Genomic DNA, 26,808 nt, shown 5'->3' with positions numbered 1-26,808 from the left:
CGGGACCTTCCAGCTCGTGCAATGATGTAATTAAAAATTCGAGGTCACTATTTAAGGCCTTGTTGATCAAATAGCTAACTACCAATCAATTTCTCAGTTTTAACTTTGTTGCTGATATTTGGGCATACCTAGCCCATTCATTTTATTTATTGCCTTCACTTTAATCATCGTTTCAGTGTGCTGACTATTGAATCGACGACTTTTTGGCTTATCACCCATTAATTGTTTAAAACGATACATCGCTGTCTCAGCAAGTGAACGTAGATGGTACCCTGAGTTTACTTTCCACTGCGTTAACCCTATTTGGTGCATCATAAATACGGCATTGTTTCTGGGGTGACCTTCTTCCCAATATTGTGCATTATCTCTGGGTGGCCCCAGCATAATCGCGATTTTTGCTGCGACCTCTTCATAGCAGCTGCGTGTGTCATATGCTCCATCACCTTTAACTCTATCTATATTCCTGCGCAGTGGCCTGATTAAATCGGTAAGGGCTTCACCATCTGACACATTTACCATCGATAGCTCAGCACCCATAATATCGTGACTTCTCGCATCAATAGCTAAGTGCAATTTTCGCCAAGTTCGGCGCTTATTCGCACGATGTTTTCTCGCATGCCATTCACCATTTCCGTACACTTTAAGGCCCGTGCTATCGACCACAATATCCATAAAGCCTTTGCCTGTGCTCTTTCTATATTGGGGTAGTGACCACATAGCTGTGAAAACGGCCAACTTTTTATAGTGACAAATATCGGTAAAAAGTTGCCCGGGATATTAAAAGCGACTCACAGATAGAATCGACAGAAAGAGATTTGTTTTGGTGCATCTGTTTGGCCATCTGGACTTTCGGGTTCTTGCTTCCTATTTTTGGCCGGCCTCCATTTCTACCTCTGGCTCTCGCTGCTTTCAGTCCTGCCTTTGTTCGCTCTTGAATAAGCCGCCTTTCAAACTGCGCTAGGGCACTAAAAATATTGAACATCAATTCACCAGATGCGGTCGTTGTATCAATTGCACCGTCCTGAATAGATTTGAACCCTATGTTTCTCTCGATAAGAGACTCGATGAGATTAATCAGGTGAGACATAGAGCGGCCAAGTCTATCTAAGCGCCAAACAACTAAAGTGTCACCTGGCTCTAAAACATCAAGACATTGATCCAACCCGGGGCGAGTGGATTTTGCTCCGGAAGTGTGATCTTTGAATACCAGTGACTGGTCACACACTTCTCTTATTAGCGCATAATTTGTAGATCAAGTTCCTGTTCATTGGTACTGACTCTGGCATAGCCAATTTTTCGTCCCATTTTCTTATATACTAAAAATTTAACGACTTTATGAAACTATGATAGATGAGATGGATTAACAAGACAAATAACCACTGAGTTTTTGGGGGAAGTCGATCTAAAAAAAGAAGTCCCATAAAACGTTCGTTTAATGAGACTTCCAATATTCGCAGATATGCACTTTTTTACATTTCGCCGGTTGGGTATGTTCGTGCAACGGGCTTGCAGGCCCTATGAATACTGTAACTGAAAGGGATTACTTTTTACAAAAAGCGCCTTTTGTAAAAGCTTGGACACGCCCCTGCTTTCATTCACCTATCCAATCTATTTCACGGCCAATTACTACGATTATTGACAGTGCTACTTACAATTGAATAGCAGAGTTATACAAGCAAAAATCAATAACTATTTTGGTCACCTAGATAGGGATCAAAGGTAAATTTTTGGGTACCGTTGTTGACAGTAAACTCAAATCGATAAGCCCATTCGATATCTGATTCGGGATCAGAAAGCACACGGCATTTATATTGATTGGTTGTATTGGAAACCGGTTGTGGAGTCGTGATCAATGAATCGATTCGGGCGTGACCCTCGCTCACAGGACTTAGAAAAAAACCGCACAATTGAATGGTATCTTTGCCGTTTTTACTCACGGCGGTCCAGTGGATGCTTTCATTGGGCGAAAGACTGTCAGAAACCAGTTCACTGGTACCTTGGCCTGTATTGCGGCTTTTATGATTACTTGTCATACAAACAAAATTCGAAACATCCGGTACAGGAGCAGAACCGTCGAAATCGTATGACTGCTGAAGCCGGCTGGTCTCTACCGTGATCACTATCTCAAGAAAAAAAGGATCTGCTGCAGTAGCAATCTCGGCGGAACTAAAAGGGGCTGGGTATAGAATCTGCGCCAAACCATGTTTTAGCTCTTCTAGGGTGATGCAGTCGATCCAAGTTTGATACAGGGCACCGGCCCATACTTGCACAGTAGCGGTAACCCCCCCCTTGTTTATTTCTGAAATGCACCCTTGCCAATCAGTTAACCCTTGCGCATTTAATCCGCAGTGCCCCGTTTGCCGACATTGCACCAATATTTGGGTTAATGTCGACAAATCGACTTGCTCGTGTCCATAACCCTGTATCAAATTGACAATCGACGAGTTTGTTTTGATAGCTGTTTGCAAAATATTTTCCTCTTACTTATTGGGTGAAAGCGATTGTTTTATGTCCATAACCATCCAAAACGTATTGTTCTTGCTGGCTGATTGACCAAGCTTTGCCCGTTTTGGCTTGATAGTACGTCATCAGTCCATCGAGCGCTTGGCTCAAAGACAAACCCGCAGCCTTAAGACCCCTGGCAAACAGGGTGATCTCGGCGCCTGACATTGAGTCGAATCCAAATTTTAACCCGGTAGGATCCATTACTTTGGTAACCAACGTAGGATTAGTTAACTGTCTGGGGTCGGCATCCTTGGTTAAGATAAACTGTTTGATCTCAGCTGGCGTGGGCTCCTTTGTCGACATTTGGCTTGAGGGTTTTCCGATGGACCCAGAGAGTGTCGCCCAAACCTTGATCTTAAAAGTATTTTCCTCACTAATACTTGGGTAGAAAAAGCTCACAGTCTCAGCGTTGATATTATCAGTGGTTTGCACGGGCGTTGCTTCCTTACCAATAAATAGTTGGGCCGAGTAGGTGACGGTTTTGTTGCTTACGGCAACAGGATCCCAAGTCGCACTGATCTGGGATTGTTCATGGTCGACCGCTACCAGTAATCCGGTAGGTGCCGCCAAGTTGTACAAAGTGATGGTTTTTGGCAAATTCCAAACCGTACTTGACGGCTGTCTCTGCTCTGCACCGAGCGACAATTCCAGGCTATCGCCATCGGTCACCGTTGCCAGGGCAAGGGTCCAGCCTTTTTGCTCTAAGGGCAGTGAAGTCATGGGATTTATCTGCTGGGCGGACAACTTGGTTTTGTTATACAACAATTCATACACGTATTCTGATACACCATTAGATGCTTCCCATATAACTTGTACCAAGCCATTGGCGCAATCATAAGTGAAATTCAACAAGACCGGTGCGTGTAAGTTACTGTAGGTGATCTTAGGTGCAGTTACCCAAGCCGTGGCAAACGGAGAACTCTGACCAACAGTTTGATTTTGCTCTACAATGGATCTCACCCATGCCGTATAGCTTGTACCCGACTGTAAATATTGACCGGGAAAGGTGAAATGCGGCTGAGAGGTGTTGATAACTGACGTTGTCGGTAACAATTGTCCTTGGTTTGAGGGTGAGATATTGACTTCAAATTCTGCCAGAGCAGCACTGTGCCAGCTAAACACAATATTACTTTCTACCTGTTTAACTTGTAGATTGGACGGCAGTACTGCCGGTAATGAAATGGTTTGCGATTGCGACACTTTTCTGTAGTGATTGGCAGCCTGTTCGTAGCTGACAGTAACGGCCACACACAGCGAATGACCGAGGACTTGCGATTCGGCGACATTCACCGTGGTTTCGAGGCTCTGCAAAGAAGCCATAATGCCAATCGGCTCGCCGTCGATGAGCAATTGATACTGTAAGGTAACGCTGTCAATACGTCCGGTCACTGAGGTTTTGCTCCAACAGCCATTCAAAGCAAGTTTTCCGTCGCCAAGGTAGTCAATTGACAAGTCAACAGCCAACAAGCCTTCCACGATTGCAATCGCCTTTTGCTTCGTCTTAACCACTTTAGCCAATTGGTCCTTAGCCAATTTCTCTTTGTCGTTAGCGGTGCCCAGCAACGCAGCGAATCGCGCTACAAAACCAATTAGCCCGGTAAAAATGCCAATGGCCACAATGGCGTCGGCAATGGCTTCTTCTGCGGCACTGACGGCAGCGTCAAACGCTATTGCCTGCGCAGCTTCCGTTACGGCTGTCTCGGCATTCTGTAAAGACTCTTTACCGCCTTTCAATTGCTTGTCGCTATCCTCGTTGACTTGTGTTTTGAATGTGTCTGATAGCGATGCTTGAATATCTAGCAACGAGGTTTGAGTGCTGTCATCGATGGAGAGTTGCTGCTCCAGTTTACTTTCTACCTGCTTGAGCCTAGGGGAGTTTAAACGCTTGTTATTGTTATCTTCGGCAAGCGCTTTGATTTTGCTCAGCAATTGTTGTTTAAGGTATCTGGAGATGGTAAGTCCACCGCTTGCTAAGCCGAGGATCGCCCCCAAAATCATAGCGAGAGTAAGAACTGGGTTTTCGTTCGGTTGTGCCGGGTTGTTGTGGGTAGGCACCCGTGTATTGGGATCCGGGTGGTGGGGGATCAGCGGAGGCCCTTTTTTATTCGGTTTGTCGGTTGACGGTGGTTGTTTTTTTTCAGGGTCAATTGGCACTGGTCGATGGTTACGGTGCCCATATGCTACACCCCAGATCCGCTTTTTGTTTCCGGACGTCTCAGTCAGCTCGGCAATAAAGTTTTGTAAGGGAGTCCCGTTGTGGTCAAGTGAGACGAAGTAATTCAATATCTTGAACTGTTCAATGACTTCAGGCACCCGTCCGGTTGGGTAGGGCCAAGTGTCAGTGAAAGACTGCCCCCAAAAATAACTCAATACGTCGGCATTGCCGTTAAACAGGCTCATCAGCTCATTCATAAACAGGCTATTTTCAAAATAGCTTTTGCTCTGCATCGCGTTCAATCCTTTGAGTGCCGCCAGTCTGGCATCGACTGCAGTAGCAGTAAGCTCATATTTACGTTCAAACATTCTCATTGGCTTGCCGGGACCGAGATGCTGTGAAGAGCTACCGTTAGATCCGGTATAGTAATTCATTATATAGCCGCTCAAGTCATAGATGTCTGAAGCACCAATGAAAAGCTCTCCTATCCGCGCCGATGAGGGATCATTTTGATGTTTTGACAATAAATCCATATTAAACAAATGGTAGTTGTTGTCGTTATTCATCAAATAGGTCGGCAGGAGGTAGCTGTTCTGAGCACATTGAAATGTCAGAAGATCAAATGAAAAACCATTTTGGTTCTGGTAGCAATTATTGGTAAGTGCCTCCGTGGCGGCAACATAGGCTTCGATACTGGTACCTTTAGGCTTGCTGGTCGAAACTATGTTTGCTTCCAACGCCTTGAGCTTTTTGACCAAACCGAGGTGACTTTTATAGAATGCGGTATCTTTGCTTTCTGGCCAGGTGTATGGCACTTGTTCACTTGCTTGAGCGATACTGGCTTGGTCTAAAGGGGTGAAATCAATCTGCTGAAACAGCGGGCTGTAAACGACATTGAATCGCTTCAAATATCGGTTGGCTGTGCCTGGCACCACCGAGGCAACACCGACATCCAAATAGTCGTAATCGGCGGTGATCATAGTTTTCCCCGGCTCCAACGATAGCGGAGAAGTCAGTGCCTCACTGGTCACGTTAGAAAAAGCAATGCTCAATACCGTTTGGGTGTTGTTGGTCAAGGTCAATACTCGTTTATCGGAAAACGCGATACTTTGAACTAGAATGACGAGTAACTGTTTAATGTCTTCAACGGCTTTGAAACGATCGCGACTAAAAGACTGATCGGCAATATCTGTGCCGGCAATGCTGAAAGTGTCCGGGTTAAACATGCAGTTTATTGAAGCAAGCGTTATACCTTGGGCCAATTCGGGATCAATCACACTAGTCGATACAGTTGAATAGCCTTTGCCTGTAATGAACGCATATTCAAAGTAGTAGAGTGAAGGCTCTGCACTTTCTCCTGCAAGTCCCAAGGAAAAGAAAGAGCCATGACTGGGTGTTTTATATACCTGAACTGCCCCCCCGAGCGCGCTAAACATCAACTCACAGATAATTTTCTGGATCCCGTCGTTAAACAGGTTTGTATCATAGTCAAAACTGAGCCCCTCTTTGACTGAGACTTTTGAATTATCGACTCTGATAGCTGTTTGAGGGGTCTGCAACACAGTAATAATATCCGACGAAACCATTACCTGGCTGCTGCTCAGCGTTTCTACACCGCCACTTTGATCGGCTGAATAAAGTAAGTAGACCAATTTGCCGCCAGCCTCTGTGGGCGCTGCGACTAAATAACCACTGTGCCCAGATGAAGCGGTCGCATTGGCTACTCGCTCAACGGCCAACCCCTGAAAAATAATATCTCGAAAAAACTGCCGTAATGCCGAAACAGTAGGAAACTGTGCTGTAGAATACTGCCCAGTTTTGGTATTGCCGCCAATGCCTTGTGGCGATGACAATGAGAATTCTCCTGGTTGTGAAACAGTCAACAACTCAGGTTGCATCAACAAATCCAGGCAAGCTTGCGGCTCGATACTCCAACTGGTCGCTTCGATATTATCGAAATGACCGGTTATGCTCAGCGACATGCCGCCTATCGTTACATAGGTCAAGCCTCCTGAAGCAAAATATAGGTAAGCCTCGGTTGCAGAATCTTGATAAATGGGTAATGGAAATTTGATCGGTACTGAGTCCATAGTAGACACTCCCGTAAAAAGCAGGGTTAATCAAAAAAGGAATATGACGATGGCAAACACAATGCCATCGTCTGATTGAAGCAGTGCGCAGTTAAGCAAGTTCGGCAAATTGAACGACGATTTCTTCCAACTCTTCGCTCGTTGTTGCCAATTCAGTCGATATGTTCGTCAATTCTTCGGCCGCAGCAAAAGACGCAATACTGGCCAATGTTGATGTTAGGTTTGCGGTAAGCTGATTGAATTCGGGGATGGCATCAATTACCAAACCAGTCAAAGGTGAAAATACGGTGGCATTCATCAAAAAGTTGGAATTGATATTGGCTGCTGTTTCGGAAAAACTTCTAACCGATTGCAGAATCTCAGGTGTCAGTCTGACACCTGCTGCTTCCAACTGCCCTGGTAATTGCTCAACTTTGGCTATGATAGATCTAAATTGCAGTAATTGGTCACCTAATACTGTTGATGCCAAAGCACGTGCTACCAGAGCTGTCCTTTGGTAGTTAGCACTATCTATCTGGGCATTGTTCAGCTCATTTAAATCGTCAATATCGGTATCGCCCTTGGTCAAAAAGCCGGGACCTTGGCTGATTGCGGGTTGTCGCTGTTCGGCTACCGAAGCCCAGTACTCCGCAAATGTCCCCAGTCCCAATGCGCTGGCGACTACGCCTGCGATCGTCAGCTCCCACGGCTGGGTTGTTAACGTCGGTGGCGGGTTTCCACCACCATAAGGCCGTCCACGCCTTGGGTTTCTGGGTTTGGGCGATCGATAAGTGCGTTTACGTTTCTTAGGTTCCCTTCTCGGTAACGGATGGGGCTTTTTCTCCGGGTTCAGTGAGATTAAGCCTATTACATTGATTGGTTGGTCAGTATCTGCTTCAACTATTTTTCCATAAAATGCCGGCAAATTAAGAGTGCCGCCAAGTAGACCACCTTGTGGATCCTTATAGGGGATTTCCAAATAGCTGTTTATCGAAAACTTGACAAAATCGGCATCGGTCGATAAATCAAAACCTGTTGGGTAAGGCCAATAGTTGTGGAAAGCAGCAGCCCAAAGTTGGTTAAAGAGCTTGGTTTTATCTGCAGTTTCAGTTGGGATAAGCGTACTTCCTAGAGTATTAGTAATGGCATCGAAAAACTCACTTTTTTCAAAGTAGACATTCCCGACTAAGCCTTGCAATTTGTTATATATTGCATCGGATACGTTGGCTTTTAGTAACTTCAAACTTGAATCAGTAAAAACCAAGGCCGTTTGAGTCATATCGAATGCGTACTCATTGGATTGATTCACTGAATAGGAGACCTTTCCCTTAAAACCATCCAGGTCATACTTGTCATTACCGGCCGCTTTGTCGACTTTCAGGTCGCAGATGTAAGCATCTTCGATATTCTCCTTGAGCGACTTATTTGCGCTAAATTTGGCTGAATCCAGTATTTTATAAACATAGTCGCTAGCCAAATGGGTCGGTAGTAGGAAGTTTTGCTGTGCTATTTCAAATGCTTGCCAGTTATAGCTAAGCTTGGACGTGTTGACCAAAAAGTCATTGGTCAAAGCATTTTTGCTCGCGAGCACCAGATCCAGTTGGTACTTTGGTTTTTTGGGGTTGTTCTCCTTCATCGTATTAAAAGCCGTAAGCAACGCCTCGCTTTTGGCAGCCAGTTTCAGATAACCCTTGTAGAATGTCGAATTTTTATGGATAGGCCATGTGTAGTTCACTTGCTTGGCAGCTGCAACCACTGTTTTTATCAAGTTATCATCAATAGTTATTGTTTCGGCATTACGATACAAACCGCCCACAACAGGATAGAGGTATTTGACCGGCACGGCAGCATTGGTTTTACTGACGTCTGAGTCGATAACGGTGATCGTTCCTGCTTCAAACAAATTATAAGGCACTACTCGCTTGCTTTGACTGTTTATGGTTACACTCGGTATTCCAGATTCACTGGTATATGTATGTGCAGTAAGCGTCAACGACAACTTACTGCGGTTGTCGATCACAATGGTTTCACTCGGGGCGTAACGTAGTGCTTGTGAAACTAACGCTATGACGATATCACTAACATTATCGACAGACGGATAAAGGTCTGGTGAATATGGTTGCTTTGTGGTGTCACTCTTGCCTATGGAGAAGCTTTGTTCATTGACACTGACTGTTACGTCGTTTTTTTTGATAGCGCGCAACTGGCTGGCGGGAACCGATGTGGCCTTACCGATGATTGCATAGCCGTTAATTTTGGAAATGGAATAATTGACGAACAGGAGGGAAGAGGCGAATTCCAGTTCAGTCAAAGTTTGCATGACCATACCAAACGCTATGCTGTTGCTTGATTCGCTCAGCAACGTTGATCCGCCCAAGGCGGCCATCATACAATCGCACAGCGCCATTTGGGCGGCAGCTTTAGTGGCTAGGAATGAATCTGAATATTTTACCTTAAACTGGGTTTTATTAGCAGTGCTGATCGTTAAAGTGCCGTCGGCAGTGTCTATATTTGCATTGGGGTCTTTAAGTACCAGACCTATATCGGCAGCAGTAAAAACTTCGCAGCTGTTTAATGTTTCATTGTCACCGTTTGTCGAATACTCTAAGTAGAGCAACTGAGCGGAATTACCCGTATAAATGGGCACCAAATATGCGCTGTTTTGCTGTTGCCCGTCTGCGCAGGCAATTTGGGAGGCGGATAATATATTGAACAGGTGATCACGGATAAAAAGATACAATGATTGAGCGTCGGCAAACAGATCCGTAGAAAACTTACCAGTATATTTGGTTGTGGTTTGGCCTCGGGTGGGGTCATTGATGACGACCTGGATAGAAAATACGTCGTTGTCAACCGTCAGGCAGTCGGGTGTGCAGAGAATATAGCTGTAGTGGTCGATGGGAATATACCAGGGATCTAAAGTCAGACCATCGTACTTACCATCTTTTTCAACAATATTGTTTATCGAAACATAGGCTAGGCTAACGCCTTGCTGATGAAAGTAGGCCACATCATGATCTGTAGAATAAATCGGTGAGGCACTATTTATGCCATGTATATCACTTGTGCCTTGTGTTAAAAGATTCATATTTCTTTACTCTCCAATTGTTGATTGAAGTTATATAATTGTTATGTTTTTACAAAAAGTTTGATTAATAATTACTCTCGTCCACTTTCTAAATAGCTCGGTGAAATGCAATCAAGTCAATTGACTACACACCTATATTTTTGAACACTATACTCATAACAAAATGCGCGTTCTGTAAAAAGTTACTGTCAGTATTTTCAGGGATATAAGCTTAAAAATACTGGCAGCAACACAGATAAGAGAAATGTAGCAGAATGGTTAAAAAAAGATATTACAAGTTATTACACAAACGTTCCTAAGCAGTTAGCGCTTGTTCAATAGGCAAGCGTTGAGTCATATCCAATTCGAAAATCCCATACGGATTTACATGAGCATAGATCAGTGGAGACAAAGCCCTGTAATCTTCCTCCGTTAACACGCCACCCCACTCTGTGGCTGACGTGACTTGTTGGATCATTAAGGTATTGACGTAAACCAAACATATCTGCACCAGGTGCAACGCCAGAACGGACAGTTCCTGATCTTCAAGCTGGTTTGTGGCAACCTCTCCACCTTTACCGTAAAAGATAAACGAGTTGGCAGAGTTCCAGTTCTCAACAACGTTTAAGCCTTCATGGATTTCCCTGCGTAGCGCTTCTTGCTCAAGGTATTGGCAAAGAAATAGGGTTTTTATCACTTTCCCCAATTCAGAGAGTGCTCTATAGGTTGGATGCCGAACGTTGTTTCTGGTGAAAGCGTGTATCGCCAAATTGCATTATTTATTCAGCCAACAGTTAGAAATTGAAACTGTCAGGCATTTAATGCAAGACAATTTAAGAGGTGAAATAACTCGGTAACTGTGTGGTTTAATTATCAGGCGGCCTTTCAGGGTAACGTAATGAAAAATGAATTATTAACTTATACGCAGTGACATTATGATTTATTAAATACAAGACAGTGTTACTGGGACTTCACTGTCTTTGTTATTAGGGTGCCCTGCTTGATTAAAGTTAACTGAGCCTTTACCTAACTGGACGAATGAGCCATCTCCTTGAGTAGCGAATAGATTAAGGTTAACCGCGATGAATGTGCAATGGCCGTAAACTATTTTGACAGCTAACCGACATCGCGAAATTGAATAGGTTTAAAGATTGCCAAAACAAATTAGCTGCGTAAAAGCAGCTAAAAAGAATCAGGATGCTTATTTGGCCTGAGAAGGTTCATATGTGTATGCTCATAGCGTATTCGGCACAGCCAGTATGCTCAAAAATGTGCTCATTATCTACCTCAAAACCTTGAGAAAGATAGAACTTGTAAGTCGCCTCATTGTCTTTGTATACGTTTAAAGTCAATTCCAAACACTGCTCTTTAGCATGTGCCATTAACTGCTTACCGACCTTGACCTTTATGTTCAGGTGAGACAAAAATTGCTGCTAACAGGTTTTCATATAATGAGTAGAAACCAATGACGCCCCCATCAATTTCGAACACATAAGTTTTCGATGCTGGGATGTAGATTTCACGCATGTTTGAAACTTGAGATCCCCAAAATTCTGCTGCGACAAAATCATGAGCTTTAATTGATGCTTGAAGCCAAATATCGAGAACTAACTCACTATCTTCTTGTTTATATTGTCTGATCATCTTCGATTCATCCATCGTGAACTATAAAAATATTAAGTCACATTATGGCGGCCCCAACGACCAAATAATTGAAGATTTACGACCACTTAGAGCTGACTTTGTCGCGAAAAAATAACTATTTAGCGTTTATGCAGCATAATTGACACTATTTCATTGAAAAAAGTCATCGTGGCATTATCGAGTACTTCTTCACTAACATATCTATCTACCAATAAATCACTATTGTAAAGTTGATACCAACGCTTAATAACATCATCATCTGACCAATCGAGCGCAGTTTGCTTATTTACTTTCACAAAAAGGTGATAATGGTTGCTCATAATAGCATAAGCCGCTATTTCTATTGCAAATACACTACTGAGTAACTTCATTCTCTCGACCAACCACTCCCTTCTGTGGTCAAAGTTCTTTCCTGAATACTTATCTTCCCCACACAAAAAAGCACGGCGTACACACCGTGCTATTAAATGGTAATAAGGCGTTGCAGACAAATCAATTAAAGCATTCCGTGCTCTTGTCATTTTAATCGCTCAAACAAACTGGATGTATAAACAGTAGTTAAACCACCCAATTATGCAAGAAATTTGTGCCTGTCCTTTTTTCGTTTTCTTTTTTTTGGACTGAGTCGTTACCTGCTCGGTGTGTCAGTCATTTACCCTATGGGAATTTGCTTTTAGTAGCATAACTTGCCTCAAGTCTATTTTATCGGCTTACCTATCGCGCTTAAGCCATCCCTGCATTACTCAATACTTTTAATCTTGCCATTAGAGCGAATTTTCACTGCTTTATCAATGATATTTTCACCGTCCACGAACTTTTTTAGGCCGAACAATTAAGCAGATTAACACATTGATTTAACTAAGCATTGATTTAATTCAGCAGGCTCTGCTGCTAGCGCGTTCGTGCCAATTTCATTATTTCTTCACTTGAATTAACCATTTTGTCAAATCGTAAGACCCCGATTTTGCATATTTTACAAGACCAATGAAACAGTAATAACGCCGCCTCTACCTTTATAACATTTAACCTCATTCTTTACTGTTTTTTGGTGTAAAACGAGTTTACTCCGAGTTAAAAATGAGGGAGTTTGTGTTACTCCACTCGAATAAGATTGTATGGCATATTGAGAATGCGCATATGCCCCTCAATTTTCTCTACTGGCCACCATACTTTGCTCTACCTTTCTCTACTTTATCTTGTAATGCAGCGGCAATGGTGTGTTCAATGAATCCACGCGCCATCAAAAAGATCAACCCATTACCACCTTTTTTAGCAAAAAGCTGCGATTAAACATTCACATAGTGAAAGAAATTCATTAGACTAACCTCGAATTTTTTATTGAGACCTTTATGCTTCAACCATTTTCAAAAATACTGGTTATTTTTATGATGATGATTGCCTTTTTTGGGCAAGCTGCAGCGTATAGCATTTCTGTAACAATGAATGTATCAACCGCCACTCATTCGGTTATTGATACCGCCAGCATTTCTGCTGATAACTTAACCACAACAACCAGTTCAAGCGATGATTGCTGTGACGTAGAATGTTGTGAAGCTGAATGTATTTGCCCAGCCAATACATGTACAACTACCCTTTATTTGCCTAACGAAGAAGCTGGCGCTGAGTGTGCTGCTTCATCGCCCTCAATCTTTCCTCATAATACTCAACGCCCCACTCCCATAGTGAAATCACTTTTTCGACCGCCAATTGTAACCTCATAAGAGATGAGCACAGCTTATTCTTTTTAAAAGTTAAAAATAATATAAATCAGTGCATTGCACACAATTTTTAGCGTTCTTTGAGGTCAAAAATGCTTCCTAAATATACCAAATTGGCAACAGCTGTGTTGCTAATACCTTCGCTTACTTACGCCAGTGAGCAGCATAATGAACATGGACACCATGAACATGAGCAAAAAAATATAGAGAAAATTCAAGTAACAGCCTCTCGGTTAGGTCGTATTGTTACAGAGTCAGCCACTCGCACCGAAATCATTAATGGTGAAGAAATTCAAGAGAAAGCACTGATGCGGCCAGGAAATATTTCTATGTTAGTGGCCGAAACAGGAGGCGTAAGAGTACAAAATACCTCGCCAGCACTCGGTAGTGCCAACATTCGGCTACAAGGATTATTTGGTAGATACACTCAACTACTGAGCGATGGGCTACCCTTGTACGGCGGTCAAACCGCCTCTATTGGTTTGCTACAAATTCCTCCGACAGACCTCGCTAATGTAGAGATCATTAAAGGCTCTGCGTCTTCCCTGTATGGCGGCTCTGCACTTGGTGGAGTAATCAATCTGATTTCCCGAACGCCCTCTGACAAGCTCGAAGGTGAAGTGCTTCTAAATGCAACCTCTAAAAATGGCCAAGACATTACATCTTATTTTGCATCTCCATTAACTGATTCACTGAGTGCATCGGTCACAGCAGGGTTGCATCACCAGCAAGAACAAGACCTTGACGATGATGGCTGGATAGACCTAGCTGGGTATAAAAGAGCCAGTGTGCGCCCTCGACTATATTGGTATGATGACAGTGGCGCCAATTTATACCTTACGTTTGGAGCAATGACAGAGCAGCGAGAAGGTGGCACATTACCTAATGCAACCGTACCTGATGGAAACTTCTTCTTGCAAACACAAGACACCCTCAGAGTAGATAGTGGTTTTGTGTTTGATAAGCCGCTGGATGATGATCTTAATATGAATATGCGTGGTTCACTTACTCGTCAAGAACACCAGCATGAATTCGGTCAAGCATTAGATGACGACACGCACGAGAGCTATTTAATAGAATCAAGTCTATCAGGGTATCACGATGCAACCGCTTGGGTTATCGGAGTTGCGTATCAAGCTGACAAATTCGATTCTATTGCGTATCCAGAGTTTGACTACCACTACGAAGTCCCTGGGTTATTTTCACAACTTGATTACGATATTAACCCAGATACAGCGATATCATTGAGTGCACGCACCGATTGGCATAATGAATATGGCACCCAAGTAAGCCCCCGTATTTCAGTGCTATACAACCCTGAAAATTGGTTGTTCCGAGGCTCATACGGGCAGGGCTTTTTTGCCCCAACCCCATTTATCGAAGACATTGAAGATGCCGGATTATCTCGACTCGCTTCATTTGAAGACCTAAATGAAGAGCGAGCCTCTACCGCTTCACTCGATATAAGCTATATTCTTGATAATATCGAAACCAGTGTGACCTTATTCGCCTCTGATATCGAAGACGCAACCGAGCTACACACCATAGAGCAAGCTCAAAAAAATGCTCAGAAGCAAGTTCGTATTATTAATGCGATTGGCCAAAGTAAAATTCGTGGAGCTGAACTGTTGCTGCGCTATCGTTGGAGAGATATTAAATTTACCGGCAGCTATTTATACACAGATGCAAGCAAACAAGGGCAAACTGCCTTTGAGCGTACCACCTTAGCACTCACACCGGCTCACTCTGCGGGGTTAGTTGTTATGTGGGAAGAACACGGTAGTCATTTACTTGGGTTTGAAGCTTACTATACAGGAACCCAGCACTTAGAGGGCAACCCTTATCGGGATAAAAGCGACGCATATTGGCATTTAGGCTTGTTAGGCCAAATCACCCTTGGTCACATTAGCTGGTTTATTAATGCCGAAAACTTACTAAACATCAGGCAAACCAAAGAAGACACACTGATATTACCTGAGCAATCACCGAGTGGCCGATGGACAACCGATATTTGGTCAAGAAATGATGGTTTTACTGTCAATGCAGGTGTTCGTATTCAGTTTGGAGGTTAAACCGAATGTGAATGACAAAAGATAGACATAGAATACATTTTTCCTGTGTCTATCTCATTTTAACTCGTATTTAAACCGCCTTATGCCAAACGTAGATTGTAGTGCTCAATCGTAATTTTGCTATTCGCATTATTATGACCTTTAACCTAAATTTGCCAATTCGCTCGGTGACTCCCAGCCATAAATAAACTCTTTCACTTTATTTCCACAAGGAGTGTGCCAGTATCCATAGTCAATATTTTGTCCACCATGATACTTGTAAAACCGAATTGCCTGCTCATTGCATGCGAGTACTTCAAGATACAAACCATCATTTTTATAGTTTACAAAGGCCCATGACGCTGCCGCTATCAGCAATTTAGTACCTAGCCCTTTGCCTTTGCAATTTTTTGCCACGTGTAGATTGTCAATAATCGACCCATATTTAAGGTGCTTGCCACCATACACACAGATAAATCCACAAAACCCTGTATTATCTTCAGCAATAAGTACATATTGATTTGACGACGGTTTCATCAAGCGTTTCGTCCATACCGCGGTTCTTTCAACAAAAACTTGCTGATTTAAGTAATCTGCTGGCAATACATCACCGTAAGTTTCACGCCAACTCTGTGCATGCAATCGAGCAATATTTGATAAATCTTTAAGACTCGCTTCGCGAATGTCCATGTTTACACCTAGATCCTTTGATTATTTCATTACTTGTTTTATAAGCCAAAGCATATAATTTATCCAACACAGTAGACCTGCAACCTATATGACTAAATAAACACAACGAAGCCATCATATTTACTCAGAGCACTCATCACTTTTTTGCTGTTAGGCTATTTATTCATCTTTAAACCGCCTCTCCAGTTTTCTTTTTTTCTTTTTCCTATACGGTTGAATAAATAAAATAATGCCGGTTATGGAAATAATAAGAACAACTAAAGAAACTGGCAGCATGAGCCAGATGTTGGCATTTTTCTCGAAGAAAGTGCCATCATGAATTGATTCGATTAACTCTGAGTTACGTTGTGCTACGTGAAGTACCTTACCGGTCGCGCTATCAACTTGAATCTCTACACTATTGTGACTACGTATTTTCGTTATACCTTTACTCGGCCTAACATCTAGTCTGCGAATATCGTCCCAATCGGTTATATTGGCACTCTCTACTGATTTAGCCACCGTCAGTATTTGCTCAAATGTCATTGTTGGCACCGTAAACTCCCCCTTAGCCGTCGGGGGTTGAATAAAGCTAAACTCTTTTTTGACCAGTAGCAAAATACCGGTGACTAATACCACAAGCAGCGGTAATGAAATAACAATACTCGCCCATTTGTGAATGCTTCTATTGGTTTTATATACACTCATTGCGCTTCTTTAAAACTGCCAGCTGGTTGATAATTTGAAACTTCGTTTAGGTTGAAATGCAGCATCTTCATCTAAACTCGCGTAATATTCTTCATTGGTTATATTATTCACACTTAAACTCACACTGTGATGCGCATTCAATTGATGCTCTAGAGATAAATCCCATACTATAAAGCTATTTCGTACCTGCTCAGAGTTACCCACTTGGTTAACCTCTAAATAGTAGCTATAAGAATTTGTTAAAGACCACCGTTCTAAAGTAAGGCGTGCTCTCCAGCTTAACTTTCTAGGGTGTAAATCAGCTAATACTTGCCCTGAGTCATCTTTGCCAACTTGCTGCTGGTAACTTACTTCATGCTCTATGCTATCACTTTGATACCATCGCAACTCACTCTCAAACCCATAAACCTGTGCTCTACCTAAGTTTCGATAGCTCAGTTGAACATCATTAAGCGTATAACGCTCAATGTAATTGTTTAATCCATAGTGGTATAATGCGGTGTGGACGCTAATATGCTCTAGTGGATACCAAGTCACAAACAGTTGAGTACCAACGCTGGTTTCAGGCCTTAATGTTTGTTCACCAGCAATAACACCTCTAGGCGTTTTACCATAAAAAAACCGCTCCGTCAGTGTTGGATAGCGAAAACCGTTGCCAATATCTAATCCTGCCTTGAACGTATCAGACAAAGGGAACTCGATGCTCAGTGATGCATTAAAGTGATTATCAACAGAACGTTTAGCTTGCTGACTGTGTTGCATCAACCAATCATACCTTAACCCCAGAGCGAATTGCATATCCTCCCAGTGCCACTGTGTTTTACCATACAGAGCAAAGTTATCTTCTTTGCCCGTCATCTCATTGCTGATCAAGCTATAACTTATGCCCTCTTCCTCACTATGAAGATGGTAATCACTGGTAATTTTTACCCCTTTACGTGATAGCCAGTCAATACCCCAATAACTTTCTTGCTCTTTGAGTCTGATCTGATGTAGCCACTGCCCACCAAGTGTGTGGCTTTGATATTGCGTCACCCCATCGTACTGATCAAACCTGTGTGTTTCGCTATCCCAATTTTGATAGTGATGAAAAAGTTTAACTGACCACTTATCATCAGCACTTACTTGAAGCTGTGCCAATGAATGTTGTTCTTGCGGGTAACTACTGACTTGTCGGATTGGATACTTGATATTACTTTTGCCAATATTCTTACCAATGCTTGGCAACCAAGAAGCGGTCACTATATACCCATCGAACTGATGTTTGTACCTTAACAGTCCTGACACACGTTCAAACTCAGTATTTAACACGTCACCATTAACAGCTTCGGCATCATTAGCCTGTTGATAAGCGAGAGCTGAAGTAAAATTATTATCTTGATGATTTACCGTCACACTTATTCCTTGGTCAACACTTTGTCCAGATACCCTTAACACTGTTTTATCCAGCGACTCAGTACTCAGGCTCACTACGCCCCCCAACGCTTGAGACCCATATAAAGCGGAACTAGGCCCTTTAATAACTCGGCCTGTACTGAATAGCTGTGGTGCAACAAAAGAAGCCGAGTTACCTGCACGTCTGTCAGTAATAATAGGAATACCGTCTATTTCAGTTCTTATTCGCCCTCGACTAAAACCACGAATAGAATAGCTCTGAAATTGGCCTCCTTGCCCACTTAGGTTAACACCCACCAGTGTCGACAGTTGATCAGCAATGGTGCGATTTAAGGTATAGGTAGACCTATCATCTATGTATGACATGGCGTGCTCTGATCCGGCGATGACCAAAGGTTGTTTGGGCACTAAAATCTCAATGACTTCAAGCTCACTACCTTGCGCATAGACGAGCAAAGAAGCCGACATCAATATAAAAGAACTTATGGTTTTCATTGTAGAGATACTGCTTTATTAGCTGGTTATTAAATAATGATTTGGCAATTAAATTACACTGTGATCTTGTCTACTCTCAAACCCCGTTAAAAAATAAGCGACACTGTAACAATGACAGTGTCGCTTATTATTGCATGTTACTTAGTGATTAATGGTGCGCCCTTACTCCATGGACCACCCGCGTCAATAACTGACTTCTGAAGCTCAGGTATGGTCGTTTCTTGCAAACGTTTAATACGCGTACTTACATTGTCCAAACGTTTAATTGCATATGAAAACTGCTCTTTATGCTGCTTTGTTGGCCCATAAGAAGACCAATCTGCTGTCATCGCATAGCCTAAACGACTCGAAATATTAGCAGGCTTAGTGCCCATTCTATCTCGCGCATTCAACCCATTAAGTTCAAGATTAATCGCATTAATTTCTGTTTGAGCCTGCGCATAACGTGATTCCAATGAGGCAATATTGTTTGGCGTACGATCTATCGCCGTACGCAACGTCTGCATTGTCTTATTCAATTCACTCAGTACAGCATTCACAGCAGTGATACGCTTTTGCGCTACCGCTATTTCTTTGCCGAACTTAAGTACCTCTTGATTAGCTGTAGGTAACGCACTATCAGTAATCGGTTTTAGCTCAAACTCTACCGCCTCAGCAAGTTGTGAAACAGCCCCATTAACGCGTTTATGCAAAGTCGCCGTATATATTCCAGGAATTGCCATTAAGCCAGCATTAAATGGGCTCCAACCTGATGATTCAACTCCTGTTACTGCTTTGCCTGTTGCATACGTCATATCCCAAGTTACACGATGTAGACCTTTGGTATTTTTACCCATAACTCGATTCACAAATTTACCCGCTGCATCTCGAATTTCAAGGTATACTACCGGCTTAGCTTCTTGATTCTCTTTTTCTATATCTTCCCAAGCTGGATATTTTGGATAATCCTGCTCTTTAACCATGTCTTTTTCGGCCTTTTGACGTGCCTCTTTAATGGTTAATAAACTTTCTTTCAAGAAGTAGGTTAAGGTTGCACCATGCTCTGGATTTTTCGCTGCAAAACGATCATCCCCATCCGTATTCGTATGATTCGTATCTAACTGAAACCACTTAACGGGGCGACTAGGAGCCATGAGAAGTGCATCTTGCTCCATCGACTTTTCTGTTAATGCACGCAGTGGTGCATAATCATCAAGAATATAAATACCACGACCAAATGTACCCGCTACTAAATCGTTTTCACGGCGTTGTATTTTTACATCTCGCGTTGCAATGGTCGGGATCCCACCGTCTAATTCAGTCCATTTCTGACCACCATCAACAGTAAAGAAAATACCAAACTCAGTACCAATGAACATCAGGTTTTTGTTTACATGATCTTGAACTATGCGCCAAACCAAATGTTTTTCAGGTAAAGTACTTGCGAGTGATTGCCAGCTTTTTCCTAAATTAGTTGACTTGATTAAGTAAGGCTTGAAGTCTCCATATTTATGATTATCAAGTGCGACATACACAGTGTTAGAATCAAATAAATCGGCTCGAATGTCATTTACATATGCGGTGTCAGGAATACCATCAATGCTGCTAAGATCTATTTTTTTCCAGCTCTTCCCTGCATTTTTTGTCACTTGAATAAGACCGTCATCAGTGCCTGCCCATAAAACCTTTTCATCAACGGGGCTTTCCGTGAAATTAGCAATAGTATGGTATTCAGACATCGCATAAATATCCCAACCAGCTTCGACTGACCACGTTCTCCCCATCACAGGCATATGCATTCGATTACCATTTTTAGTTAAGTCACCTGATATTGGTTCCCAACTGTCGCCTCGATCATCCGAACGCCATACCCTTTGTGATGCAAAATAAAGACGCTTGGCATCATGACTTGAAACATTAATTGGCGCATCCCAATTGAAACGTTCAGCCGGCTCGCCTGGACGAGGTTGAGGTTTAATGTATACGCCTTCTCTGGTTTTCAAGTCATGTCGCGTCAAGTTACCTTGCTGCCACTGAGAATACATAATGTTAGGGTTGCCTGGCTCTACAGCAGGTTGATGACCATCGCCACCTAAGGTTAAAAACCAATCTTTGTTTTTAATACCTTCTTTACGCGTGGTACGAGAAGGGCCGCCTTGTGTTGAGTTATCTTGCGCACCTGCGTATACCGTATAGAAAGGTTCAGCATCATCAGGCGCTACTTTATAGAATTGAGTCAACGGCAAATTCGCCATAAAGCGCCAGTTTTCCATGCGGTCATGCGACATATAAATACCGCCATCAGAGCCAATTAAGACAAAATCAGGGTCGGTGGGGTGAAAAGCAAAGGCATGATCATCTACGTGTTTGCGCTTTGTATTGATTGGTATCCAAGTTTTGCCTCCATCGTTAGAAACTTTGCTGTAATTACTGGCAATATAAACTCGATCGAAGTGGTGTGGGTCTGCAAAAATTTCTTGATAATAGTGTGGCCCAGTACCACCACCTACTTCATCAGATTCTTTAGTCCAACTTGCCCCTCGGTTTTGTGAGCGGTAAAACCCTCCTGTACGGTTATCTGTCTCAATTGTCGCGTAAAGAACATCAGGATTTATAGGAGAAATTGCCATACCAATTTTACCCATATTGCCCGTTGGTAAACCTGTTTTCAGCTCAGTCCAAGTCTCACCACCGTCGTCGGATGTGTGAATACCTGATCCTTCACCTGTTCCAACATAGGTAGCAACTGTTCTTTGCCGAGACCAGGTTGCTGCATACAATTTTTTCGGGTTTCGCGGGTCAATTAATAACGAAGTGACCCCAGTCCATTCATTTTCTGGTGTTAGTACTTGTTTCCAGGTTTCTCCACCATCTATGGTTTTATATAACCCACGTTCGCCGCCACTACTCCAAAGTGGGCCTTGAGCTGAAACCCAAACTGTTTTTGAATCTGTTGGGTGAATGATAATATCTGAAATGCGTTCAGACTCTTTCAAGCCCATATTTTTCCATGTTTTTCCGCCATCTTCAGATTTATAAACGCCATCACCAAAACTAATATGACGACCGCCATTATTTTCACCTGTACCCACCCAAATAATATTGGAGTTGCTCGGGTCAATCGTCACATCACCTGTTGAATATACTGCTTGTTTGTCAAAAATAGGCGTCCAAGTCGTCCCTGCATTTGTGGTTTTCCAAACACCACCCGAACCAACAGCTGAGTACCAAGTTGATGGGTTATTTTGATCCACCGCAATATCTGCTATTCGCCCTGACATATAAGCAGGCCCGATATTACGCAGTTTCATTGCTTCGAAGGTTTTGCTACTAAAAATTGATTGTTCTTCATCAGACTTTGCTGCCAGCGCGTTAGAGGCAGCCAACGCTAATGACACAGCTAACGCTGTTTTTAGGAGAGTTTTCATTTTCACACCAAAAGTTGTTTTTATTGTTTCCAATAGAAACATTACCCTAACATACGTCTAAACAGTGTAAAAAATCGCTCAAATTACAAAAAACAGAGTTTAATGAGATATTGTAACAATATATGTAATTGATGCATTCCCTCCTGTTTATGTTTCACCACTAGAACGTATCAATAGTAAGCTCAGTACAAAAATAATGTCGCTATCTATCCTGTCCAACGACGGAACAAGAAAGTAAATATACTAACATCATGCGTAATTTACCCCACATATCATATTTTAAGCGAGTGCAATAAAATCGTAATTACTTCGCCAATATGATCTGCTATGGTCTTTCTGGTTTTAAAAAACAACAACAAGGACTTGATATGTACACTAAAACGATTAAAGCACTTTTATGGGGAACATTCATATCCCTCACAACTCATTCTCAAGCTCAAACTAAATCTGAAGAAGCCCCCCTGCTAATTATTGGTGCTTCATTTGCAAACGCTAAAATGCCGTATTACAGTGAGCTTCAGGCACCACTTAATGGTATTGCCATAAACTCTGGTCGCTACCTATCTTTAGGCAACGCCCTTATCAGAGAACGCAGGCTATCGGGTCATGTAATCAACGAAGGCCAAGCAGGTGCAACAACATTTGACAGATTAACTTGTTTTCCTGGACCAGAATGTGTGGGTCCTGGTTGGGAAGGCTATGAAAAACAGTTTAGTAAAGCTTTAAGCCGCGTAACTTCATTTTCAGGAGAGGTTGCTGCTGAATATATTGTGATTATTCGTGGTAATGATTGCAATCATCCCGATGCATTTGGCATTCCTATGGCACAAACGAGCGAATGTACCGTAGAACAAATGGAGTCTTACATCGATACCTTTGTAAGCGTGGCTAACCGCGCGCTGGCTGCCGGGATCACACCTATTTTTTCGAAAGCGCCAACCTATGAAGCAATTGATTGGGAAACAGTACAAAGTCGTTTCAACTGGCCATGGATCATCAGTAAAGATAATTATGAGGTTTTCTCTGATCTAAGGTTAAGCAGGTTACAAGCAGAAGTACCAAACGCTATATTTTTAGATGTTTGGCAAGGTTTTGAACCAATGGCTGACGGTTTACACCCCAATAGAAAAACAATGCAAAGGGCTGCAAAGCGAATTGCAAAAGCGATTAAGAAACATCGTAAAGAAAAAAGGAAATAAACCTTTCTATCCATATTACATTGGACGAGGGTTACCCATTATGCATAAACCATTAAAGTACATCAAAGCGATGCACAGTATTTTGGGCCAACCCTCATAGTATCGCGGTCTATTTGTTTTTCTCAACACCACTCTAAAGGCACAATCTTAGATTCATTTTCTAAATCTTTTATCTCAATAGAATCGCTCTTTTCGGTAAACATTACATGTCTTATCCGTTATGAAGTGTGACTGATACATAGCCAGCCTTGGCTATAAATCCTACACCCTGACCTTTTTCCGTATTATCAGCATTTACTAGATAAGGTTCGTAACTCTAAATACGCGTTGAATCTAACAAATAGAAAAGGAGCAGCTCAAAATAAGCGCGCCATCAACCTCTCTTCATTTACTTAATTCACGCCATATTTCATTATAATTTTTACAATAAATTATCTTATCGTCATATTCATGGATAAAGTCTAAGATACGAACCATATTGTCTTGGTCAAATCCTTGATTCCACCAAAACATTTGCAGAAATGAGGCTAACGATTCTTTTCGATAGTGACCCAAGACAAATTTTCGTTTCAAAAAGCGTTTGAATATACGCCATTGCCTTAAAAGCGTGGGGGGATTTAAAACAACAATGAGATCAGCGTCACCAAATGAGCTTGCTAACCATTTGTAATAAACGCCTTCAACAATCCAATTATCATGGGATAATATATGATTTAGCTTTTCGGTTCTTGCGTGCTCGCTTGAACGAACATAAGCAAATTCATTTTTCTCCCAAAAGACGCTATCCAGATCAAACCCATTCAAGCCTGTTAGCTGTTGAAGTTTCGCAGCACTAAACGTTTTTCCGCTGCCTGGGCCACCAATAATATGAATTTTACGATACTGCAAAACGACTCCCTCTATTTAACATTGATATTCGATCTACCTGTCTGCTATCAGCTGTAACCTACTATTCCGTATTGTATTGACGTTCAACCCGCCGGCTTTTTTAACTTCGAACATAACCAAAAGCTATAAGCGACTCCGTTATTAGAATGCGTCAATTTCCCCTGTACAAGTACAATAATAAGACAAACATAAGGTGACATATGAACATTAAAATCACGCAAACAATACTCATACTTGTAACATACTGGTTATCCTCGGTTGTATACGCAGTTGAATTAAAAGGCTTCACACTCAGCACCAACGCCAATCCAATTTCAGACGTAATTGTCACAATCAGCAGCAATAGAATAAAAAGTGATAAAAACGGAAAATTTAGCCTCTCTTTAGCTCCCCAAACGCGCTTGGTGGGCAAGTTCTGCTTAAAAACAACTAGCATTCACCACAGGAAGGCATTACATCTATAAACCTTCCTGTGATTTTATTGTCGCATGCCCGAACGCTGTAAGCCTACAAGCCGGCTTTAGCCTCTCATATTGGCCTCTATGCACTTTTATCCTGATGATAATTCGGGTAATCACTGTAACCCATCTCTGTACCACCATACATAGTAGTAGGATCCACTTGATTCATTGGCCAATTATTTTTTATCCGTTCAGGTAAGTCTGGGTTAGCGATAAATGGTCGTCCAAATGCAAAAAGGTCGCCATAGCCTTCATGTAATATTCTTAGTGCTTTTTCAACCGTATATTTACCTGCGTAAATGATCTTGCCTGAAAATAGCTGACGAGCGGTCTGATAGAACGCCACCGGTAAATCAGGGGCATTTTCCCAATCAGCTTCGGCAATCGATAAATATGCCAATCCGGCCTCTTCTAATAATCTAATTGCAGCGGTGTAGGTCTTTAACGGATCTGGTTCAACCAACCCTAAATACACCCGCTGCTCAGTGGTACTTTCAAATAGCGGCGCAAAGCGAACCCCTACTCGGCTCGCGCCAACCACCTGACTGACAGCCGCAACGACTTCTTTTAAAAATCTCAAACGATTTTCAAGCGAGCCACCATATTCATCCGTACGTTGATTTGTATGTTCAGAAATAAACTGATTAATCAGATAACCATTGGCACAATGTAACTCAACGCCATCAAAGCCCGCATTCAGTGCATTTTGTGCCGCTGCTGCGTACATGTTCACTAAATCTTTTACTTCGGAGGTTTGCAACGCGCGAGGCTCGCTGGGGTTGGCCAAATCCCCCTCACCTGGCACGGTTTCAACAAAAACCTTAACGGCATCGGCAGCCATGGCCGACGGTGCTACAGGCTTACCATTGTCAGGTTGTAAACTTGTATGAGATACGCGACCTACATGCCACAGTTGTGCAAAAATAATCCCCCCATTTTTGTGTACTGCATCGGTTACTAATTTCCAGCCTTCCACTTGCTCTGGTGAATGAATACCAGGCGTCCAAGCGTAACCTTGCCCTCTTGGTTCTACTTGTGTACCTTCGGTTACCATAAAACCCGCTCCCGCTCGCTGCGCGTAGTACTCAGCCATCAATTTATTTGGAATATTACCCGGCTGAGAGCTTCTTGAACGCGTTAATGGCGGCATTACAATGTGATTTTTCAACTCGTACGGGCCCAAAGTGGTGCGTTCAAAAAGAGCTTGAGTGCCAATATTTTCTTTTAACATGCCTATTCCTACTTATCTACTCAGCCTGCGTAACATCTTACTTAGACCAATTTTTTAATGCTGCCAAAGCGCGATAAAACACGCTGTAACACAGCCAATTTGATTTGAGCCGCTAGCTTAGCTGCGCTAAGATACAAATAGAAACAAGGTTTGTTTGTATAGGTAACAAATATGAGTGGTTTACATAAATTAGAAATAAAGCAATTACGCATTTTAAGTGAGCTACTCGCGCTACAAAATTTGAGTAAAGTGGCACAGAAGATTGGGTTAACCCAACAAGCGATCAGTGAACAGTTAAAGAAGCTAAGGGACATTCTGGACGACCGCCTATTTGTTCGCCAAGGTAATAAAATGGTACCTACCCCTAGGGCACTCGCATTAGAAGCCCCTATAGCAGAGGTGCTGGTTCAGCTCGAGGACATTGTTAAGCCAGAGCATTTTGAGCCTGCAACCTATCAAGGCGTATTTTCTATCAGTGCAACCGACTACGCTACTCAAGCTTTATTACCTGAAGTGTTAAGTATTGTTAGGGCGCAAGCGCCAAGTTTAAAACTCATTGTGCAAGACTTTGCAAGTGACAATGTGGTTGAATTAATGAGTTCGGGACAGTTGGATTTACTGATCAGCTTTCCTGACTTTATCCCTGATAATTTACCTTATGAATTGTTATTCGCAGAGCAACATTTATGTGTGGCAAGCAGGCAGTCGTCGTTGAATCAAAACACCCTGAGCATAGCCGATATCGCGAAACAACCTCAATTAGTAGTTTCACCATCGAGGGCAAATCTAAAAGGTTCGCACGATCAATGGTTTGCTAATATTGGACTAAAAAGAAACATCATCATGTCTGTACCCAACTTTTCATCCGTGCCTGATTTATTATATGCGACGGATTTAATCGCTTTTTTTCCATCAAGATTACTGCCAAACAACAAGGTATCAATATTGGAAGTAGAGGCTCTGCCACCACCCTTTGAAGTTATTGTTGCATGGCATCCTCGCAGTAGCCAAAGTAAAATCCACCAATGGCTTATCGAACAATTACGCTTGGTCAGTAATCAACCTCGCACAATGGCACTAGATTAGTAAAATGATAACTACGCGAGATTTACAAACGTAAGGCATATAGGTGCTTAAGACAACCAA

General features: G+C 42.4%; 16 protein-coding genes and 4 pseudogenes. 5 read left to right on the top strand and 15 right to left on the bottom strand.

Going from position 1 to position 26,808, the window contains the following annotated elements; all coding sequences use genetic code 11:
• Positions 1–99 precede the first annotated feature (99 nt).
• From PAUR_RS09355 to PAUR_RS09330, 6 genes and pseudogenes are all read right to left on the bottom strand, one after another.
• Positions 100–717, bottom strand: coding sequence for an IS5 family transposase (locus tag PAUR_RS09355; RefSeq protein WP_225738329.1), 618 nt, complete (start codon positions 715–717; stop codon positions 100–102).
• 22 nt (positions 718–739) lie between these two features.
• The gene (locus PAUR_RS09350; RefSeq protein WP_318782604.1) at positions 740–1,225 is read right to left on the bottom strand and encodes a recombinase family protein; all 486 of its coding nucleotides are present in this window, start codon (positions 1,223–1,225) and stop codon (positions 740–742) included.
• 457 nt (positions 1,226–1,682) lie between these two features.
• Positions 1,683–2,468, bottom strand: a complete 786-nt coding sequence (locus tag PAUR_RS09345; RefSeq protein WP_192507494.1) for a hypothetical protein — start codon at positions 2,466–2,468, stop codon at positions 1,683–1,685.
• A gap of 16 nt (positions 2,469–2,484) precedes the next feature.
• Positions 2,485–6,750, bottom strand: coding sequence for a hypothetical protein (locus PAUR_RS09340; protein ID WP_192507493.1), 4,266 nt, complete (start codon positions 6,748–6,750; stop codon positions 2,485–2,487).
• Positions 6,751–6,841: 91 nt separating this feature from the next.
• Positions 6,842–9,817, bottom strand: a complete 2,976-nt coding sequence (locus PAUR_RS09335) for a hypothetical protein (protein ID WP_192507492.1) — start codon at positions 9,815–9,817, stop codon at positions 6,842–6,844.
• A gap of 295 nt (positions 9,818–10,112) precedes the next feature.
• Positions 10,113–10,550, bottom strand: a pseudogene (locus PAUR_RS09330) (Tn3 family transposase); the annotation flags it as partial.
• Between PAUR_RS09330 and ansA the strand changes: the two are divergent.
• Positions 10,546–10,653, top strand: a pseudogene (gene ansA, locus PAUR_RS23585) (asparaginase); the annotation flags it as partial. The pseudogenes PAUR_RS09330 and ansA overlap by 5 nt on opposite strands.
• Positions 10,654–11,185: 532 nt before the next feature.
• On the opposite strand, the gene PAUR_RS23580 reads toward ansA, so the two are convergent.
• The 3 genes and pseudogenes from PAUR_RS23580 to PAUR_RS24030 form a co-directional block, all read right to left on the bottom strand.
• Positions 11,186–11,440, bottom strand: coding sequence for a GNAT family protein (locus tag PAUR_RS23580; protein WP_225738328.1), 255 nt, complete (start codon positions 11,438–11,440; stop codon positions 11,186–11,188).
• A gap of 140 nt (positions 11,441–11,580) precedes the next feature.
• Positions 11,581–11,961: pseudogene (locus tag PAUR_RS09320) on the bottom strand (hypothetical protein); the annotation flags it as partial.
• A gap of 370 nt (positions 11,962–12,331) precedes the next feature.
• Positions 12,332–12,454: pseudogene (locus tag PAUR_RS24030) on the bottom strand (IS91 family transposase); the annotation flags it as partial.
• Between the two features lie 335 nt (positions 12,455–12,789).
• On the opposite strand from PAUR_RS24030, the gene PAUR_RS09315 reads away from it, so the two are divergent.
• Positions 12,790–13,161, top strand: coding sequence for a hypothetical protein (locus PAUR_RS09315; RefSeq protein ID WP_192507491.1), 372 nt, complete (start codon positions 12,790–12,792; stop codon positions 13,159–13,161).
• 89 nt (positions 13,162–13,250) lie between these two features.
• Positions 13,251–15,230 (top strand): TonB-dependent receptor plug domain-containing protein, encoded by a 1,980-nt coding sequence (locus PAUR_RS09310; RefSeq protein ID WP_192507490.1) that lies wholly within the window; start codon positions 13,251–13,253, stop codon positions 15,228–15,230.
• 141 nt (positions 15,231–15,371) lie between these two features.
• Here the strand turns inward: PAUR_RS09310 and PAUR_RS09305 are convergent, their stop codons facing one another.
• The 4 genes from PAUR_RS09305 to PAUR_RS09290 all read right to left on the bottom strand — a co-directional run bounded on the left by PAUR_RS09305 (position 15,372) and on the right by PAUR_RS09290 (position 21,883).
• Positions 15,372–15,899 (bottom strand): GNAT family N-acetyltransferase, encoded by a 528-nt coding sequence (locus PAUR_RS09305; protein WP_192507489.1) that lies wholly within the window; start codon positions 15,897–15,899, stop codon positions 15,372–15,374.
• Between the two features lie 159 nt (positions 15,900–16,058).
• Positions 16,059–16,586 (bottom strand): PepSY-associated TM helix domain-containing protein, encoded by a 528-nt coding sequence (locus PAUR_RS09300; protein ID WP_192507488.1) that lies wholly within the window; start codon positions 16,584–16,586, stop codon positions 16,059–16,061.
• A gap of 9 nt (positions 16,587–16,595) precedes the next feature.
• Positions 16,596–18,476 carry a TonB-dependent receptor domain-containing protein gene (locus PAUR_RS09295; RefSeq protein ID WP_192507487.1) on the bottom strand — a complete coding sequence of 627 codons (1,881 nt, stop codon included), beginning with the start codon at positions 18,474–18,476 and terminating at the stop codon, positions 16,596–16,598.
• A 137-nt stretch (positions 18,477–18,613) separates the two neighbouring features.
• A complete protein-coding gene (locus PAUR_RS09290; RefSeq protein ID WP_192507486.1) occupies positions 18,614–21,883 on the bottom strand; it encodes a VPS10 domain-containing protein in 3,270 nt (1,089 codons plus the stop codon).
• Between the two features lie 368 nt (positions 21,884–22,251).
• Here PAUR_RS09290 and PAUR_RS09285 point away from each other — a divergent pair, with 368 nt between their 5' ends.
• Entirely contained in the window at positions 22,252–23,082 is an 831-nt protein-coding gene (locus tag PAUR_RS09285) for an SGNH/GDSL hydrolase family protein (protein ID WP_192507485.1), read from the top strand.
• Positions 23,083–23,466: 384 nt separating this feature from the next.
• Here the strand turns inward: PAUR_RS09285 and PAUR_RS09280 are convergent, their stop codons facing one another.
• A complete protein-coding gene (locus PAUR_RS09280) occupies positions 23,467–23,970 on the bottom strand; it encodes a P-loop NTPase family protein (RefSeq protein ID WP_225738327.1) in 504 nt (167 codons plus the stop codon).
• A 540-nt stretch (positions 23,971–24,510) separates the two neighbouring features.
• Positions 24,511–25,662 (bottom strand): alkene reductase, encoded by a 1,152-nt coding sequence (locus PAUR_RS09275; protein ID WP_192507484.1) that lies wholly within the window; start codon positions 25,660–25,662, stop codon positions 24,511–24,513.
• A gap of 171 nt (positions 25,663–25,833) precedes the next feature.
• Here PAUR_RS09275 and PAUR_RS09270 point away from each other — a divergent pair, with 171 nt between their 5' ends.
• Entirely contained in the window at positions 25,834–26,748 is a 915-nt protein-coding gene (locus PAUR_RS09270) for a LysR family transcriptional regulator (RefSeq protein ID WP_192507483.1), read from the top strand.
• Positions 26,749–26,808 lie beyond the last annotated feature (60 nt).

This window comes from Pseudoalteromonas aurantia 208 (assembly GCF_014858725.1).
Taxonomy (GTDB): Bacteria; Pseudomonadota; Gammaproteobacteria; order Enterobacterales; family Alteromonadaceae; genus Pseudoalteromonas; species Pseudoalteromonas aurantia.
Note: the sequence above shows the minus strand (reverse complement) of the source record. Positions and strands in the feature narration are given on the sequence as shown.

Coding starts and splice junctions, on each gene's coding strand:
- PAUR_RS09310 (WP_192507490.1), top strand. CDS start 13,251: ATGCTTCCTAAATATACCAAATTGGCAACAGCTGTGTTGCTAATACCT.
- PAUR_RS09300 (WP_192507488.1), bottom strand. CDS start 16,586: ATGAGTGTATATAAAACCAATAGAAGCATTCACAAATGGGCGAGTATT.
- PAUR_RS09340 (WP_192507493.1), bottom strand. CDS start 6,750: ATGGACTCAGTACCGATCAAATTTCCATTACCCATTTATCAAGATTCT.
- PAUR_RS09355 (WP_225738329.1), bottom strand. CDS start 717: ATGTGGTCACTACCCCAATATAGAAAGAGCACAGGCAAAGGCTTTATG.
- PAUR_RS09295 (WP_192507487.1), bottom strand. CDS start 18,476: ATGAAAACCATAAGTTCTTTTATATTGATGTCGGCTTCTTTGCTCGTC.
- PAUR_RS23580 (WP_225738328.1), bottom strand. CDS start 11,440: ATGATCAGACAATATAAACAAGAAGATAGTGAGTTAGTTCTCGATATT.
- PAUR_RS09270 (WP_192507483.1), top strand. CDS start 25,834: ATGAGTGGTTTACATAAATTAGAAATAAAGCAATTACGCATTTTAAGT.
- PAUR_RS09305 (WP_192507489.1), bottom strand. CDS start 15,899: ATGGACATTCGCGAAGCGAGTCTTAAAGATTTATCAAATATTGCTCGA.
- PAUR_RS09290 (WP_192507486.1), bottom strand. CDS start 21,883: ATGAAAACTCTCCTAAAAACAGCGTTAGCTGTGTCATTAGCGTTGGCT.
- PAUR_RS09315 (WP_192507491.1), top strand. CDS start 12,790: ATGCTTCAACCATTTTCAAAAATACTGGTTATTTTTATGATGATGATT.
- PAUR_RS09335 (WP_192507492.1), bottom strand. CDS start 9,817: ATGAATCTTTTAACACAAGGCACAAGTGATATACATGGCATAAATAGT.
- PAUR_RS09285 (WP_192507485.1), top strand. CDS start 22,252: ATGTACACTAAAACGATTAAAGCACTTTTATGGGGAACATTCATATCC.
- PAUR_RS09275 (WP_192507484.1), bottom strand. CDS start 25,662: ATGTTAAAAGAAAATATTGGCACTCAAGCTCTTTTTGAACGCACCACT.